At 60.2% G+C, this 16,458-nt stretch carries 12 protein-coding genes; 7 read left to right on the top strand and 5 right to left on the bottom strand.

Going from position 1 to position 16,458, the window contains the following annotated elements; all coding sequences use genetic code 11:
• Positions 1 to 102 precede the first annotated feature (102 nt).
• The 3 genes from pgm to ACJ2A4_RS11325 all read left to right on the top strand — a co-directional run bounded on the left by pgm (position 103) and on the right by ACJ2A4_RS11325 (position 5,309).
• On the top strand, positions 103 to 1,749 hold the full coding sequence (pgm, locus tag ACJ2A4_RS11335; RefSeq protein WP_408872894.1) for a phosphoglucomutase (alpha-D-glucose-1,6-bisphosphate-dependent): 1,647 nt from the start codon (positions 103 to 105) through the stop codon (positions 1,747 to 1,749).
• Positions 1,750 to 2,384: 635 nt separating this feature from the next.
• On the top strand, positions 2,385 to 3,776 hold the full coding sequence (locus ACJ2A4_RS11330) for an NAD-dependent succinate-semialdehyde dehydrogenase (protein ID WP_408872893.1): 1,392 nt from the start codon (positions 2,385 to 2,387) through the stop codon (positions 3,774 to 3,776).
• A gap of 240 nt (positions 3,777 to 4,016) precedes the next feature.
• Complete coding sequence (locus tag ACJ2A4_RS11325; RefSeq protein ID WP_408872892.1) at positions 4,017 to 5,309, top strand: NAD(P)/FAD-dependent oxidoreductase; 1,293 nt, start codon at positions 4,017 to 4,019, stop codon at positions 5,307 to 5,309.
• A gap of 70 nt (positions 5,310 to 5,379) precedes the next feature.
• On the opposite strand, the gene ACJ2A4_RS11320 is transcribed toward ACJ2A4_RS11325, so the two are convergent.
• The 3 genes from ACJ2A4_RS11320 to ACJ2A4_RS11310 form a co-directional block, all read right to left on the bottom strand.
• Positions 5,380 to 7,764 (bottom strand): TonB-dependent receptor, encoded by a 2,385-nt coding sequence (locus ACJ2A4_RS11320; protein ID WP_408872891.1) that lies wholly within the window; start codon positions 7,762 to 7,764, stop codon positions 5,380 to 5,382.
• A 252-nt stretch (positions 7,765 to 8,016) separates the two neighbouring features.
• The gene (locus tag ACJ2A4_RS11315) at positions 8,017 to 9,093 is read right to left on the bottom strand and encodes a putative zinc-binding metallopeptidase (protein WP_408872890.1); all 1,077 of its coding nucleotides are present in this window, start codon (positions 9,091 to 9,093) and stop codon (positions 8,017 to 8,019) included.
• Positions 9,080 to 9,958, bottom strand: coding sequence for a transglutaminase N-terminal domain-containing protein (locus tag ACJ2A4_RS11310; protein ID WP_408872889.1), 879 nt, complete (start codon positions 9,956 to 9,958; stop codon positions 9,080 to 9,082). Before ACJ2A4_RS11310 ends, ACJ2A4_RS11315 begins: the two co-directional genes overlap by 14 nt.
• A 375-nt stretch (positions 9,959 to 10,333) precedes the next feature.
• Here ACJ2A4_RS11310 and ACJ2A4_RS11305 point away from each other — a divergent pair, with 375 nt between their 5' ends.
• Positions 10,334 to 11,764, top strand: coding sequence for a circularly permuted type 2 ATP-grasp protein (locus ACJ2A4_RS11305; RefSeq protein WP_408872888.1), 1,431 nt, complete (start codon positions 10,334 to 10,336; stop codon positions 11,762 to 11,764).
• Entirely contained in the window at positions 11,746 to 12,795 is a 1,050-nt protein-coding gene (locus ACJ2A4_RS11300) for an alpha-E domain-containing protein (RefSeq protein ID WP_408872887.1), read from the top strand. The genes ACJ2A4_RS11305 and ACJ2A4_RS11300 overlap by 19 nt, the downstream gene beginning before the upstream one ends.
• On the opposite strand, the gene ACJ2A4_RS11295 is transcribed toward ACJ2A4_RS11300, so the two are convergent.
• Together ACJ2A4_RS11295 and ACJ2A4_RS11290 are read right to left on the bottom strand one after the other, a co-directional pair.
• The gene (locus tag ACJ2A4_RS11295) at positions 12,782 to 13,609 is read right to left on the bottom strand and encodes a DeoR/GlpR family DNA-binding transcription regulator (protein ID WP_408872886.1); all 828 of its coding nucleotides are present in this window, start codon (positions 13,607 to 13,609) and stop codon (positions 12,782 to 12,784) included. The two genes, ACJ2A4_RS11300 and ACJ2A4_RS11295, sit on opposite strands and share 14 nt — an antisense overlap.
• A complete protein-coding gene (locus ACJ2A4_RS11290; RefSeq protein ID WP_408874164.1) occupies positions 13,606 to 14,394 on the bottom strand; it encodes a triose-phosphate isomerase in 789 nt (262 codons plus the stop codon). The genes ACJ2A4_RS11295 and ACJ2A4_RS11290 overlap by 4 nt, the downstream gene beginning before the upstream one ends.
• A gap of 302 nt (positions 14,395 to 14,696) precedes the next feature.
• Here ACJ2A4_RS11290 and ybaK point away from each other — a divergent pair, with 302 nt between their 5' ends.
• On the top strand, positions 14,697 to 15,176 hold the full coding sequence (gene ybaK / locus ACJ2A4_RS11285; RefSeq protein ID WP_062500700.1) for a Cys-tRNA(Pro) deacylase: 480 nt from the start codon (positions 14,697 to 14,699) through the stop codon (positions 15,174 to 15,176).
• Complete coding sequence (locus ACJ2A4_RS11280) at positions 15,163 to 16,392, top strand: DUF2075 domain-containing protein (protein WP_408872885.1); 1,230 nt, start codon at positions 15,163 to 15,165, stop codon at positions 16,390 to 16,392. Before ybaK ends, ACJ2A4_RS11280 begins: the two co-directional genes overlap by 14 nt.
• The last annotated feature ends 66 nt before the right edge of the window (positions 16,393 to 16,458 follow it).

Genomic DNA, 16,458 nt, shown 5'->3' with positions numbered 1-16,458 from the left:
CACGTTTTCCTGCCCGAACGACGCGCCCGGACCGGGCGTTCATGCGTTATGGCCGTTAACCGACGGCAATGCCCAATGGCGAATGCAAGGATATGTGAAGCAATGGCCCATCTCAGCCCCCTGGCCGGAAAAAAACTTCCCTCTGACCAGCTGACCGATATTCCCGCCCTGATCGCAGCCTATTATGACCGCAAGCCCGACCCTTCGATTGCCACGCAGCGCGTTTCGTTCGGCACTTCCGGCCACCGGGGCTCTTCGTTCCATACCAGCTTCAATGAAAACCATATCCTCGCCATCTGCGAAGCCATCTGCCGCCATCGCAAGGCCGAGGGCATTGACGGCCCGCTCTTCATCGGCATGGACAGCCACGCCCTGTCCGGCCCGGCGCAGAAATCCGCCATCGAGGTTTTTGCAGCCCACGGGATCGATGCACGGATTGACGAAAACGGCGGCTACACGCCGACCCCCGTCATTTCCCATGCCATCCTGACCTACAACAAGGGCCGCACCACGGGTCTGGCCGATGGTGTGGTCATCACGCCGTCACATAATCCGCCTTCCGATGGTGGGTTCAAATACAACCCGACCAATGGTGGGCCGGCTGATACGGCCATCACCAAGGCCATTCAGGACATGGCCAATGACTTCCTTGCCAATGATCTGAAGGACGTCAAACGCCTGCCTTACGAACAGGCGCGGCAGAAAGCCTGCATCAAGGGCTACGATTTCATCACGCCTTATGTGAACGATCTGGACTCCGTCATCGACATGAAGGCGATCCGCGATGCCGGTGTGAAGATCGGTATTGATCCGCTGGGCGGGGCTGCTGTGGCTTACTGGAAGCCCATCATCGAGCGCTACGGCCTGAACGCCACCGTCGTCAGCGATGTGGTAGACCCGACCTTCTCTTTCATGACCGCTGACTGGGACGGACAAATCCGCATGGACTGCTCCTCTCCCTACGCCATGGCGCGTCTGATCGAGATGGGAGACCGTTTCGACGTGGCCTTCGCCAACGATACCGACGCCGACCGTCATGGCATCGTCGCCATGCCCGACGGGCTGATGAACCCGAACCACTATCTTGCAGTGGCGATTTCCTACCTGTTCCGGAACCGCCCGGACTGGAGCCCGGAACTGGGTGTGGGCAAGACGCTCGTCAGCAGCGGGTTGATCGACCGCGTGGCAAAAGACATGGGCCGCAAGCTCGTTGAAGTGCCGGTCGGACTGAAATGGTTCGTCCCGGGCCTGATGGATGGCTCGCTGGGCTTTGGCGGTGAGGAAAGCGCGGGCGCAACCTTCCTGCGTCGTGACGGCACCGTCTGGACCACGGACAAGGACGGCCTCATTCTGGGCCTGCTGGCCGCCGAGATCACGGCCAAGACCGGCAAGAACCCGAGCGCCCATTATCATGAAATCATCGCCCGCCTCGGCACGCCCTATTACGAGCGCATCGATGCCGCCGCCAATCCGGAACAGAAGGCCAAGCTCAGCAAGCTCACGCCCGAGCAGTTCCCGCTGGAGACGCTGGCGGGCGACAAGATCATCAGCAAGCTGACCCGTGCGCCGGGCAATAATGCGCCGATCGGTGGACTGAAGGTCGTGACCGAGAACGGCTGGTTCGCCGCCCGTCCTTCCGGCACGGAAGATGTTTACAAGATCTACGCCGAGAGCTTCGTCAGCGAGGAGCATCTGCGCGCGATCCAGCAGGAAGCGCAGGACGCCATCTCCAAGGTCTTTGCTTCCTGAACCACGCCTATCCCCGGGATATGACGCATGTCCCGGGCCACTGCGCCGCGCCCGGACGACACTGTTCCTGAGGCCGGGCGACTCCCTTTTCGACTCTGAAAAGCCCTCCTGCGCCGCCTGAAAGCGCTACCGGACTCCGTCCTCCGAAGAGAAAATCCTGACATTCCGAATGGGCCGGTTTTCTCCATAATTTCAGCAGTTTTACGCATCCCGGAACCTGCGCGCGCCATGGGCACGCGATGGCGCTTCACACCCATGTGATGCCCGCGCTCTGGTAATCAGTCGGGATATGGATAATACCCGTTTCTGACACTGAGTGTCATATTTAGACAACAACCTGCCACTCGACAGTCTATCTGTTTTCAGTCCGGATAAAGGATAAAATGGATGTTGAAGACAAACCACAAATCCGCGATGTCCTTTGAGGACAAAGCGGCCAGTGCGTCCTCTTCATTCCATTTTCTCCAGACAGATACTTCTTCTGTTCTTTCAGAAACGCACCCTGTCCATCCCGGACATTCTGCACCCGGTCCCGAACTGGAAACCTGTTTGCTCCCCCAGATGATGACGGGAAAAGCCATCCGACCGGCCCTGTCGCGGCCGCACGCCTTTTCCCAACCGGCAACGAGGTAAACATGGCCTACGCAACGACAAATCCCTACACCGGCGAAGTCCTCAAGACCTTCCCGAACGCGACGGATGAAGAAGTCCAGGCTGCGCTGACAGACGCTTACAAGGCCTTTGAAAGCTGGCGCGATACCTCCTTTGCCGAACGCGCAAAGATCATGAAGACCGCCGCCGAAATCCTGCGCCGCGACATCGACAAATATGCGCGTCTCGGCACGCTCGAAATGGGCAAGCTGTTCAAAGAATCAAAGATGGAGATCATCCTCTCCGCCGAAATCTTTGAATATTATGCCGAGCACGCCGAAGAGCTTCTGAAGCCCGAGACGCTTCCGGTTGCCAATCCGGCCGAAGGCAAGGCGACCCTGGTTCACGAACCTCTTGGCATCGTGCTGGCCATCGAGCCGTGGAACTTCCCGTTCTATCAGGTCGTCCGCATCATCGCGCCGCAGCTTTCGGCCGGTAACGCGGTCCTGCTCAAGCACGCCTCCAACCTGCCGCAGTGCGCCGCGATCTGCGAAGACCTGATGAATGAGGCCGGACTGCCCAAGGGCCTGTTCCGTAACCTCTATCTTGCTCGTCCCCATACGGAAATGATCCTGAATGACCCCCGCGTCTGCGGCGTGGCGCTGACGGGTTCCGAGGGTGCAGGTGTCATCATCTCGGGAACGGCCGGCAAAGCGCTGAAGAAAGCCACGATGGAACTCGGCGGCGCCGATGCCTTCATCGTGCTCGACGATGCGGACGTCGAAAAGGCCGCGAAATGGGCGGTCCTCGGTCGTCACTGGAATGCCGGACAGGTCTGCGTCTCCGCCAAGCGCATCATCGTGGCCGACGCAATTTATGACCGCTTCCTGGATCTCCACAAAAAGGGTGTTGCCGAACTCAAGGCTGGTGATCCGATGGATCCGTCCATCACCCTGGCCCCGCTCTGCTCGCAGGGTGCGGCGGATGATCTGCGCAAGCAGGTCGAGGAAGCCAAGAAGCACGGCGCCAAGGTCGAGCCCCTCGGCGCTCCGGTCCCCACCAAAGGTTCCTTCTTCCAGCCCCTGCTGATGACGGGACTGGACCAGAACAATGAAGCCCGTCACTGGGAGTTCTTCGGCCCGGTCACGCAGCTTTATCGTGCCAAGGACGAAGCCGATGCCATCCGCATCGCCAATGACTCTCCCTATGGCCTGGGTGGCGCCGTCTTCACGAAGGACGAGAGCCGTGGCGCCCGCGTGGCGTCGAAGATCCGCACGGGCATGGTTTACGTCAACCATCCGCTGATCCCCAAGGCTGACCTCCCGTTCGGAGGCATCGCCCGCTCCGGCTATGGCCGCGAGCTGGTGGGCCTGGGCATCAAGGAGTTCGTGAACCACAAGCTCATCAACATCGTGGACATCGACGCTCCGATCTGAGGACGTCGATCAGGGCGGGAAACAGGATTTTCCCGCCCATCACGGCGTTTTGAAAATCAGCTTGTCAGTACTTGATATGTGATGAGTGTGTATTTCAGTCACCTGAATATGATTTTCATAACAACCTGAAGATCAATACTACACCCCAAGTATTCATATCCGCCACCAGAGAGCATGGCAGATATTTCTTCCCTCGTAACTTTTCTGTTGCCCACTCCTCACACGGAGGCCTGAAAACCGATGGCGTCTCGATCTGAAATTCTGATTGTCGGTGGCGGTGTTGCCGGTCTTTCCCTCGCAACCCGCCTTGGCAAATCGATGGGAAAACCCGGAAAGGCGCGCATCACGCTGATCGACAAGAGCTTTTCCCATGTCTGGAAACCGATGCTGCACTGCTTTGCCTCCGGCACGGTCAGCAACGAAAACGACAAGGTGAACTTCATTTCCCAGGCCAGCGGGCACCATTTCGAGTTCTGGCCCGGCGAGGTCGCCTCCATTGACCGCGAGAAGCGCGAAGTCGTTCTCAGCCCGCTTCTGGAAACCGACGGCACCGTCATTCTGGAAAGCCGGCGCATGAAATACGACACGATCGTCATCGCGATCGGCAGTACCGCCAATGATTTCGGCACGCCCGGCGTCAAGGAACACTGCATGTCCATCGACAATCTCGTGGACGCCAATGCGTTCAACGAGAAGTTCCGGATGGAGCTGCTCCGCGCCTTCGCCAACAATTCCGAACTGGACATCGCGATCGTTGGCGGCGGTGCCACCGGCGTCCAGCTCGCCGCCGAGCTTCACAAGGCACTGGAAATCGTGGGGCCCTACAACCTGCATGCGTTCGGCAAGGCCCCGCCCAAGCTGCATGTCACGCTCCTACAGTCCGGCGCGCGCATCCTGCCCGCTTTTCCGGAATCTGTCTCCGCTGCGGCACAGCAGGAACTCGAACATATCGGCGTTACCGTCCGCACCAATGCGCGTGTCGCGGCGGCCGATGAGCATGGGTTCACGCTCAAGGACGGGTCCTATGTTTCGGCCAAGTTGCGCGTCTGGGCCGCTGGCGTCAGGGCCCCTGAGGTCACGACCGCCTATGGTGGCCTGACGATCAACGGGACCGGTCAGATCCTCGTCAATCCGAACCTGTCCTCCATTGATGACGATCGGATTTTCGCCATGGGAGACTGCTCCTTCATCCAGGACGATCCCCTGCCCGCCACGGCGCAGGTCGCCCGCCAGCAGGCTAGGCACCTCGCACACCATCTGCCTGCCTGGATCGAGCGTGGCCAGAAGGTTCCGGGCTGTATTTTCCACAATAAAGGCGCGATCGTGGCTCTGGGAAAATACAATGGCTGGGCGGCCCTGCCCGGCGGCACTGTCTGGGGAGGAGGAATCTCGCACGGCTTTTCGGCGCGGATGGCCCATCTCATGCTCTATCGCCAGCACCAGATCGAGTTGTTCGGCTATTACCGGGGGCTGATGTCCCTTTACTCCGACTGGGTCGAAACCTTCGTCCGCCCTTCCGTGCGGCTGGACTAAGCACCATCTGCGCCTGCGTACCCCGCCTGACAGCAAAAAAGCCCGCGGCCTACACCACGGGCTTTTTGTCCTAGAAGTCCGCCCGCACGCTTCCGAAGAACATTCGAGGCGCACCGATCTGCATGGACTGGTCCGTCAGCGCACCCGAGGCGATATCCGCCGGATTGCCGTTCTGACCCATCGTGGAAATATAGCGCTTGTTCGTCAGGTTGGAGCCATTGAACGCGACCGTCAGGTTTTTGATGGCGCCAAGGTAGCGGTTGTACTTCTTCATGTTTCCGAAGCTGTACTGCACGCCCACATTCGTCAGCCAGTAACCGGGACTTTTGACGTCTCTCGTGTAGCTGTAATTGCGCGTGCCGGTGTAGCTTCCATCGGCATAGGCCGTCATGCCGTGCCATTCGTAAGAGACGCGTCCCTTGTACATGAAGCGCGGATAATTGACGACCTGCTGCCCTTTCGTCGCATAGACCGTGGAGCCGCTGACAAGGTTCTGATCATAGACGCCATGGTTGTAGCTGACGGAATTGGTCAGCGCGAAACCGCGGAACGGCATCAGTGTCAGACCTGCATCAATGCCATTCATCGTCACGCCACCCACGTTCGAAACGGCCGAAATCGGGTTAACGACCGGCCCTTCAGTGATCTGCTGCAAACGGTTGTTGTAGTTCGTCCGATAGGCATAGACCGTCGCGGCGACCAGTTTGCCCGTGTAGCGATAGCCGATCGCATAGGTCCAGGCCGTCTCCGGACGGATCGAGGATTTCGTATCATCATAGGCGGTCTGGGAGACCGCAAAGGGCGAGTTCGAGAGCTTGTAGCCGGACTGCGCATAGGTCCGGGCATTTTCCGAAATATCAAAATACAGCTCATGGTCCTTCAGGAAATGCCAGTCCGCGCTGATATGCGGCAGAAACGGCTTGGCCACCGTCAGACTTTCCCCGCTCGTAACCGCAGCCCCGGCGCCGTAATAGTCCTGGTTCAGATAGCCATCGCCCACGCGGGTCGTGCTCAGCAGGGACTTGAAGCCGAAATGCAGGGCCAGGTTCGGCAGCACGTTATACGTGTCCTGCACGAAGGCCGTGAACGTGTTGGTGTTGTAGTTCTGGTTGAAGATCTGTGCGAACGGATCGCGCCACTGGGTCAGCGGATCATGCACCTTTCCCTGAACCACACCATTCACGACCGCCGGCTGCGCATAGGCGTTCATGGGCGACATGTAGCTGTTGTTCTCGTACCAGACACCCGCGCCGATATGATTGCGCGCAATATCGTAATGCAGTGCCGAGACGATACCGAAACGTCGGATTTCCGGCTCTTTCAGCAGTTCGCTGACCGGCGATCCCGTAGGTGACGGATAATATGGCGTCGCCCAGGAGGTCTGGTTTCGCTCGCCATGCCCGTAAGCCGTGGTGTTCCAGGTCAGACGGTCTGTCAGGCGCAGATCGGCCTTGATGCCGCCGAACGTATCGACCGTATTCGCGCTGCCATCATAATAGGCTGCATCCTCCGGATCATCGAGCGTGCCGATCTTTCCCGAATAGATCCCGTTCGCCGCGTTTACGGCTGCGATATAGCCGGAATTGCTGCCGTTCTCGTAGCTCGGCAGGCCATAACCCACCCGGTTGATGATCTGCGGCGAGACATCCGGGTAGGTGTTCTGGTGCAGGTCGCTCCAGTCGAAGAACGCAGAAATCGAGCTGTCATGGCCGATTGGCTGCACGAGTTTGGCGTTCACCTGCTGCATGAACTGCTCGCCATAGCCCTTCCACATCCCGCTGTCGTTGCGCATGTAGGACGTGTAGAACTTCGTACCGCTGGAATTGAGCTTCCCGCTCTCGAAGCGCAGGAAGGTGTGATAGGTGCTGTAGCTGCCGAAACCCGCCGCAGCCGTGCCGCCCATCTTGTCCGACGGGATCATCGAGACATAGCTCAGCCCGCCGCCCAGATTGTTGCTCGCGGCCATGCTTTCCGCACCGGCTGACTGCAACACGTCAATGCGCGCCACGTTCTCCGACGAGATCGCCATGATCGGGTTCAGACCGTTATAGTTTCGGAACGTCATTTCCCCGAGCGGCATTCCGTCGAGCGTCATGCCGATTTCCTGCTGCTGGAAGCCGTGCATGAAGACCTGCATGCTCCATGTGTCGAGGCCCTGGGCATCGCCGGACTGGAACACGACGCCCGGAAGCTGGGCGATGACCTTCATCGGATTGGTCCCGGCTGGTGCCTCCGCGAGCATTTTCTGGCTGACCGTCTCGACTGTGCCCCGTGGTGAATGCTGCGCCACAACAGCCATGTTTTCCGCGCTCTGGCTGACATACGGGCCTGCGGCACGATGCTTCGACACCGGCGCGACATGGACCGGCCTGCGGGCAGGATGATGTCCCGTCTCCCGATGCGTCACCGCAGCCAGAACGGCTGGAGAAAACCCGGCCGACAGCACTGTCGTCACCGATAAGATAACACGCAGAAAGGCGGACCGCATGCACATAAACCGTTTTACCTCTTTGTCGCGCTGACATTCCCTGAAGCGGAACCGCATCTCCGCCAGCACCCCGCAACGCCTTCAGAAACCCGTCCGTCCAACCATCTGGGTTCCGGAACGGATACGACATTTTTCAGGAAAGCACACCGTTTCCCGACGCCACAGTCTGAAAAACTGGACAGGACGCCAACACATCCCGGTGAACCCGGACGCCAGCCGTCAGCCCGTCTGGCTCTCGCGGATCAGGCGGTGAATGAATGCCAGCTTGTGCATGACCCCTTCCGTCAGCACGAACGGATAGAAATCCGCCAGCCCCATGGAGCGGTTCAGACTGTTCACCGCATAGGTCAGCGGCAGCCAGGCCTGCATGATGTCCTCGAAGGATGCCTCGGTATACGGATCGCCAAGCTTGCGCCCCGAAGCCCGCCCGATCCCCTTGACGATCGGATTAACACTCACCCCGAATGCACAGGCGGTCTCCAGCGTGGAGACGATATGCAGGTAATGCGCCCAGGTCTCCGCAAAATCTTCCCAGGGGTGCGACGTCGCATAAATGCTGATATGACTGTCCTGCCAGTTGGATGGCGTCGGGCTGTCATAATAGGTCTGAAGCGCCTGCTGGTAATCCGCACGGTCATCCCCGAACACCGCCCGGCACTCATCAAGCCGTCCGGCATCCCGCACCAGCAGGTTCCAGTAATAATGCCCGATCTCATGCCGGAAATGGCCCAGAAGCATGCGGTAATATTCCCCCATCTCGACACGCATGCGCTCACGTGACGCATCATCCGCCTCACGCATGGCGAGCGTGATGACGCCGTTGGAGTGCCCCGTCATCACCGATGATGAACCGTCTGGCGGGTCATCGAGAAAATCGAAGACCAGTCCGTTTTCCGGGTCTTCCCGCCGGTCGCGGATCGGCAGTTTCAGCCGCAGTAGCGTGTAGAACAGCCGGTGCTTGGCCACTTCGATCTTGCGCCACCGCTCCAGGTTTTCCGGGATCGCAAGGTTCGGGATCGTCCGGTTGAACCGGCATGCAAAACAGAATGGCTTGCCACCTGCCGCGTCAGGCCCCGTGAGCCAGTTGCAGACGTCATAATCATGGTTCGAGCAGTAAAGCACCCGCTCCTGCTGCGCCGACGGCTCCAGAGGATGCCAGAACCGCTCTCCTGCCGGGTCCAGCGCCGTCAGCAGCGAACGGTCCGGCAGATACCCGATCGGATGCCGGCAATGCTCGCAGACCGTGTTTTCAAAAAAGAGAATCTGCCCGCAGGACTGGCACTCAAAGAGCTTCATGGGATCGCATTACACCGGGTTTCCCGATTATGGCCAGTTCCGGCACATTTCCTGCGGATGCAAAAGACGTCGCCCGCATCGTCACGTCAAACGTCGTCCGACACCGGTCCAGCAGCCCCGAAACCGGAGCCGCCTCCTCAGGGCGCCCGGCTACCGCGAGCGGAATATGATGCTGCGCCACCACCAGCCCCGATGTCGTATCGAAACCGATCCAGCCTTCTCCCGGAATCCAGGCCTCGGCCCAGGCATGAAGATCGCATTCCAGCCCACCCGCCTTGTCCGGCTGGATCAGATATCCGGACACGAACCGTGCCGAAAACCCCAGATGCCGCAACACAGTGACCAGCAGCCACGCACTATCCCGGCACGATCCGCTCTCACGTTCCAGCGTCTCTTCCGGTGCCCACACGCCGGGCTCGAGCCTGCGCTGGTAGGTCAGGCGTTCCGCCACAGCCCGGTTGAGTTCTGCCACCGCTTCCGAAGTACCCTCTGTCCCCGCCGGACGCCAGGCTTCCACAAAGCGCGACACCTGTGCCCCGGCCGCATCGACATCCCGGTATGCCGTACAGACCGGCGCTTCCGCAGCCAGCATGCTACCCTGCCGGGCCCGCAGATCCACATCCATGCTGACCGACACGTCAAACTGCGTCACACGCTCCGGAACCCGGATTTCCGCCACCCGATTGCCATACGTATCCTGCCGCCAGACCACATCCGCACCTTCTGGCGAGACATCCAGCGCATAGTTCCGTACCGCGGATCGCACCTGCGGCACCGGACACAGGCGCACGGTCTGACGTCCCAGAAACACCGGCCGGTCGTACTGGTATCGGGTCTGGTGGCTCAGGACGACGCGGGAAGTCATGTTCAGGAGGCCCTGTGGAAACGGTTTCAGACACCTGCTTTCAGACACGAGATTTTCGGGCCATCCCGTTCCGCCAACCATGGGGTCTGACATCAGTCGAACACTCACCCTATCAGTCTTCCCGGGAACCGCAACAATTTCCGCCCGACTTTTCCTGATCCGTCCAAACGGCAAATTTCCCGCTTGGCAAAGTGCTGGAATCTTGCTCCGTTAATAAAATATCGTAATGAACCGGCGCGGCTGATCGGATATTTTCGTCAGCAGGCAGCGCCGGCGAAGAACAGGGTGGTGAGGCAGAAAATGAACAGGCCGGTTTTGCAGTCTCCCATCCCCTCCCCGGCCAGCGCCGCAGCAGCTCCGGCCGCGAAAGCAGGCATGTTCGCTGCCTACGACACACCGGATTTCTTCTGCGAACTCATGCGGCGAACAGACGAGATGCCGCCCCCGCTCCAGACCGTCCGCGACCGCCTTGCAGGCTTCGACCTCGACGAACTGCGCCACCGTATCAGCACGGCCGAAGCGCAGCTTTATCGTCTGGGCATCACCTTTACCGTCTATTCCGACCGCGAAGCGATCGACCGCATCCTGCCTTTTGACATGATCCCCCGTGTCCTTACGGCTGCGGAATGGGACCATATCGAGCGTGGCGTGCAGCAGCGCGTCAAAGCACTCAACCTGTTCCTGCGCGACATCTACCATGAGCGCCACGTCCTGCGGGACGGCATCATTCCCGCCGATCTGGTGCTCAACAATCCGAATTACTGTGAAGCCATGGCCGGCGTGCGCGTCCCCGGCGATGTCTATGTCCATATCAACGGCACCGACCTGATCCGCGACCGCAGCGGCCGTTTCATGGTGCTCGAAGACAATGCCTGCACCCCGTCGGGCGTCTCCTACGTCATTGAAAACCGGCACATGATGCTACGGCTGATGCCGGATCTGGCGTCGGGCATGCCCCTGCGCTCGGTCGAGGAATATGACCTCAAACTGCACCAGACGCTCTGTGAGGTCGCACCTGAGGGCGTCACCGACCCGCAGGTCGTGCTGTTTTCGCCCGGCATCTACAATTCCGCCTATTTCGAGCATGTCTTTCTGGCCCGCGAAATGGGCGTCCCTCTCGTCGAGGGCAAGGACCTAATCGTCGAGAACCACCGCGTCTACATGCGCACCGTCGCAGGCCTGCGCCCTGTCCATTCGATCTATCGCCGGCTGAACGACGAGTATCTGGACCCGCTGGCGTTCAACCCCGACAGCATGCTCGGCGTTCCCGGCCTTGTGGAAGCCTATCGCCGCGGCAATGTCACGCTGGCCAACGCGCTCGGAACCGGTGTGGCGGATGACAAGGCGGTCTATGCCTACATGCCGCGTCTCATCCGCTATTATCTGGGCGAAGATCCCATTCTCGACAGCGTCCAGACCAATATCTGCGCCGAGGAGGAAGGACTGGCCTACACGCTCGCCAATATGGACAAGCTGGTCATCAAGCCTGTCGGCGAGTCCGGCGGCTATGGCCTGCTGATCGGCTCACAGGCCACGCAGACCGAACTGGACGAGTTCCGCGCCAAACTGCTCGAAGACCCGTCCAACTATATCAGCCAGCCCGTCATCGACCTCTCCGTTTCTCCCACGCTCTGCCCCAGTGGCGTCGAAGCCCGCCATGTGGATCTCCGGCCTTTCGCCCTGACCGGGAAGAACACATGGATCCTGCCCGGCGGCCTGTCCCGCGTGGCCCTGCGCAAGGGCTCGCTGGTCGTCAATTCCTCTCAGGGCGGCGGCTCGAAAGATACATGGGTGATGGCCCGATGACACACACCAGCGCACGCTTCCCAGCAATGCTCGCCAATCTCAACACGCTGCTGTCACGCTATGGCGAGAGCATGATGTGGCTCGCCCGTTATATGGAGCGGATCGAGAATCTCGCCCGTCTTCTGGAAGTCACGGAAGCCTTCGTCCGCAACCCCGATGGTAGCCCTGGCTGGGATTCCATCCTTCAGATCAACTCCGACGAGGACCGTTACGCCGCAAGCCATCCGCTTCCCGCGACGGAAGAAAACATCCTCGCCTTCTACATCACGGAAAGTACGAACCCGACCTCCATCCGCGCCATGGCCCACATGGTCCGTGAAAACGCCCGCTCGGCCCGCCCCTTGATTTCCACCGAGATGTGGATGCAGCTCAACGTCTTCACCCGAAGCATGATGGAGCTCTCCACGCCGGACATCCGGCGCCATGGCCTGTCTGGCTTGTGCAACCGCCTTAAACAGGACTGCCAGACCCATTTCGGCATTACCGAAGGCACGCTCTACCGCGATCAGGCCTGGCTGTTCTATCTGCTCGGGAAGTATCTGGAACGCTCCGACCAGATCACCCGCCTGATCGACATCCGCTATCATACGCTCCTCCCCAGCGGGGAGACTTCCGGTTCGCAGATGGACATTACGCAGTGGGGATCCGTCCTGCGCTCGGCAGCGGCGTATCATGCTTTCCGACGCCTGCAGCCTGTCACAACCACACCGACCAATGTCGTGGGCTTCCTACTCAAGAACGAAGGCTTTCCCCGCTCCCTGATGCTCAACCTGCGGCAGGTGGACAGTACGCTCTCCGCACTCTCGACCCATTACAACCTGCGTCATCAGTGCGGGCCGCTTCAGGAACGCATCATCAACCTGCGCGCCACGCTGGAGGATCAGACCGCCGAAGAGATCATCTCCCGCGGTCTGCATGAATACATGACCTATATCCAGGACGAACTCGCGGCATTGCAGGCGGAAGTCTCGATGACATTCTGGCCTGCGACGCCGCTCACTGGCCGGCAGGAGGCGGTCATCCCACAGTAATACCGGCCTGTGGGGCGGGGTACGATACCGGAGCGATCTTCAGCATCACACCGGCGTCCTGCAGCATCCGGGCGCAGTCGGGATCAAGGCCCTCATCGGTAATCACCATGTCAAATTCGGACAGCATCCCCATGCGGCTCATGGCCGAGATGCCGAACTTCCGGCTGTCCGCCAGCAGCACCCGGCAGTCCGCCATCGCCATCAGCGCCCGTTTGGCGCGGATAATCTCCTCGTCCTGATGATAGACCGTCAGCCCATGTATGGCCGCAGCCGAGACGAAGGCCCTGTCGATCCGCATGGAAACCACGCTCTGCTCGCAGACCATTCCCACAAAAGCATCGAAAGTCGGGCTGTAATGGCCACCCAGGCCGATCAGGCCGACCGTCTCGCAGGGCCCGAGACGCATCCCCAGCCCCAGACTGTTGGTCACGACCGTGAGCGGCGCGACTCCGGACAGGCTCGCGGCCATGAAGCGTGCCGTCGTGGAATCATCGAGGGCCACTGTCTCGCCCGGGCTGATCATGGAGGCCGCGAGTGTTGCAATCGCCTGTTTCTGCGCAACGGCCTGTCGCGCCCGGTACATCACGCTTCCCGGTTCGCTGACACTCGGAAGCGCCGTGATGTTTGCCCCGATCCGCCGGATCATTCCCTGTGCGGACAGAGCCAGCAGATCCCGGTTGATCGAGGCACGGCTGAGCGAAAACCGCTGCAGCAACTCCCCGACCGGCACCGCACCCTGCTCCATGACATAATCAAGGATGCCACGCCGACGGGCAGACAGAGCCTGCCCTTCCATGAGCAGGGCGTTCATCATGCGTTGACCCGGCCAGAAACCAGTTCGCTCACACGGGCAACCAGCTTCATGAAATCCGCGGGATCCCAGCCGGCCCGGCCGATCAGCACTCCGTCAACATCGGGCAGCGCGACGTAATCGCAGATATTGGTCTGCGAAACACTGCCACCATACAGCAGCGGAATCCGCACACCGCTTTTCCCCGCGATCTCCCGCACCACGGCCCGCAGCTTCGTATGGATCCCGGACACGAACGATGCCTCCGCCGGACGTCCTGCCGATCCGATGGCCCAGACAGGCTCGTAGATCACGACCACGCGCCCGAGATCTTCCTGCGAAACACCATGCAGGGCAATTTTCGTCTGACGCGCCAAGGTTTCCTGCGAAACCCCGAACTCGAATTCATCAGCCGTATCGCCAATGCAGATCAGCGGTCGCAGACCATGCCGCAGCGCTGCGTGCACCTTCCGGTTCACCGTCCAGTCCGTCTCACCGAAATGCTGCCGGCGTTCCGAATGTCCGAGCAGGACGGTGGATGCCCCGCATTCGGCCACCATCGGCGCTGAGATCTCCCCGGTCCAGGCGCCGCTGTCCTCCCAGAACATGTTCTGGGCCCCCACCATCATGGGACTGTCCTGAAGCACCGAGCAGACGTCCCGCAGGGATGTCGCAGGCGGCGTCAGGAAACACCGGAGGCCTTCGGGCGGACGGAAGGTGGAAAGCGCCCGGGCCGCCGCAATGGCTTCGGCCGGCCCCTTGTTCATTTTCCAGTTCGTCCCGATCCAGACGCTCTTCTGATCCACGATTAACCTCCCGACAGGCTCTTAACGGGCCGACTGCTCATGCCGATTCTCCCGGACCTCGACATCTCAGGAATATCTTTACCGCTAAACTATAACAAAGAAAAAGTCATTCTTCTCAAGAAGAACGATACATCCAAAAGGTTCCCGAACGATTGCATCCGAACTTCACAGGGCCTGCATGTTGCCAATCCCGGCCTGTGCCGCCATAAAGTTTGCAAACTATTGCAGGTCATGCCGGAGCTGCTTTCCAAGGGATTTCAGTCATCCGGCGCGTGCAGACCTGCTGCTGGCAACGGAGCGCTCACATGACCCGCGAAACAGCTGCAACGGCCTTTCTGGCAGCGAAAAACATTCCTTTCAGCGTCCATGATTACGAATACGCCCCCAATGGCGGGCTGATCGGGATGCAGGCGGCCGAGGCCATCGGTGTGGCACCCGAAGATGTGCTCAAAACGCTGGTGGTCGAAGTGGACAAGAAGCAGCCGGTCTGCGTGGTGGCCCCTGCCCATCAGCGGATGAACCTGAAGAAGGTTGCGGCGCTGTTCGACGGGCGCAATGCGCGGATGATGAACCCTGAGAAGGCGCAGGAGCTGACGGGATTCCAGTCCGGCGGGACCAGCCCGTTCGGCTCGAAAACGCCGATCCCCGTGGTCATCTCGCAGGACGCCATGCCGCGCGAGCATGTCTATATCAATGCGGGCGGTCAGGGTTTTGTCGTGCGGATCACGCCGGCGGACGCCCAGCGCGCCACGGATGCCAAAGTGGCCGATATTGCCGCGGACTGAGCCGCGTGACCGCTTCCCCCATGGCGCTGGACAATGCCGCGACGCACAAGCTCTCCCCGAGCTTGCGCTGTCCGGGCCGCAGACGGAGCTGCTGCATCGGGTGGTGTCGTTCTGCGAGCGGCATCAGGCGGATGACAGCGCGCTTTTCGTCATCGAGGGTGCGGCGGGCACGGGGAAGAGCGTTGTCCTGAACGCGATTTTCAATACGCTCCAGACCCGGGCGCGGAGTGGCGCGGCGGATGATCCGCTGCGCGGTCTGCGGAACATGGTGATCGTTAACCATCCGGAGATGCTCAAGCTCTATCGCAATATCGCGGCCACCATGCCCAACCTGCGCAAGAGCGATTACGAACGCCCGACGACCTTCATCAACAAATTCGCGAAAACCGGAAAACGCGCGGATATCGTTCTGGTGGATGAGGCGCATCTGCTGCTGACGCGGCCGGACCGTTACAACCATTTCGCACAACAGAACCATCTAGAAGAAATCCTGCGCTGGGCGCGGATCGTGGTGGTGGTGTTCGATCCATTGCAGGTCCTGAAGTTCAAGAGCCACTGGTCCACCGATCTTCTGGAGAGTTTCCGCAGAGGCCGTCCTTCAGAGACATTCCATCTCGACACGCAGTTCCGTGTTTCGGCCAGTCCAGCGACATGCTCGTGGATTGATGCGCTGGGACAGGGGGAGATCCTGCCGCGCCCGAAAGATCCGTCCTTCGATCTGCGCATCTATGATGACTGCGCGAAGCTCTATGCGGATCTGTGCGCGTGCAATGCGAAATACGGCCTGTGCCGCCTGCTTTCGACCTATGATTATCCCTATACGCTCAACGGTGAGGATCATTTCATCACCGAAGGCGATTTCCGTCTGCGCTGGGACCGCTCCCTGCCAACCGAGAAACTGCCCTGGGCGGAGCGGCCGGATACGATCGACGAGGTGGGGTCGGTCTATACGATCCAGGGGTTCGATCTGAATTATGCGGGCGTCATTCTCGGGCCGTCGCTGTTCTATGACGCGAAGAACGACCGGATCGGGGTGCGGCCGGAGCGTTATGAGGACAGCGCGGCGTTTCAGGGACGCGACGGGATTGCAGCGCCGGAAGAGGCGAAGAAGCGTGTCATTCTCAATGCCCTGAACGTCATCCTCACACGCGGCATCCACGGGCTGTTCCTGTACGCCCATGATCCCGCCCTGCGGGAACGCCCGCTGCGAACCTGACCGCGCTGCTCGCGTTTGCGTGAGTTGTCATACCGCAGTCGCTCTGGTTCTTTGCGACAAAGGAGA

It is taken from the genome of Gluconobacter roseus (genome assembly GCF_046058915.1).
Lineage (GTDB): Bacteria > Pseudomonadota > Alphaproteobacteria > Acetobacterales > Acetobacteraceae > Gluconobacter > Gluconobacter roseus_A.
This window is presented reverse-complemented; position numbering and strand designations above follow the sequence as displayed.

Bases quoted from the DNA above. Each gene is read 5' to 3' on its own strand.
- pgm (WP_408872894.1), top strand. From the start codon at position 103: ATGGCCCATCTCAGCCCCCTGGCCGGAAAAAAACTTCCCTCTGACCAG.
- ACJ2A4_RS11330 (WP_408872893.1), top strand. From the start codon at position 2,385: ATGGCCTACGCAACGACAAATCCCTACACCGGCGAAGTCCTCAAGACC.
- ACJ2A4_RS11325 (WP_408872892.1), top strand. From the start codon at position 4,017: ATGGCGTCTCGATCTGAAATTCTGATTGTCGGTGGCGGTGTTGCCGGT.
- ACJ2A4_RS11315 (WP_408872890.1), bottom strand. From the start codon at position 9,093: ATGAAGCTCTTTGAGTGCCAGTCCTGCGGGCAGATTCTCTTTTTTGAA.
- ACJ2A4_RS11310 (WP_408872889.1), bottom strand. From the start codon at position 9,958: ATGACTTCCCGCGTCGTCCTGAGCCACCAGACCCGATACCAGTACGAC.
- ACJ2A4_RS11305 (WP_408872888.1), top strand. From the start codon at position 10,334: ATGTTCGCTGCCTACGACACACCGGATTTCTTCTGCGAACTCATGCGG.
- ACJ2A4_RS11300 (WP_408872887.1), top strand. From the start codon at position 11,746: ATGGGTGATGGCCCGATGACACACACCAGCGCACGCTTCCCAGCAATG.
- ACJ2A4_RS11295 (WP_408872886.1), bottom strand. From the start codon at position 13,609: ATGATGAACGCCCTGCTCATGGAAGGGCAGGCTCTGTCTGCCCGTCGG.
- ybaK (WP_062500700.1), top strand. From the start codon at position 14,697: ATGACCCGCGAAACAGCTGCAACGGCCTTTCTGGCAGCGAAAAACATT.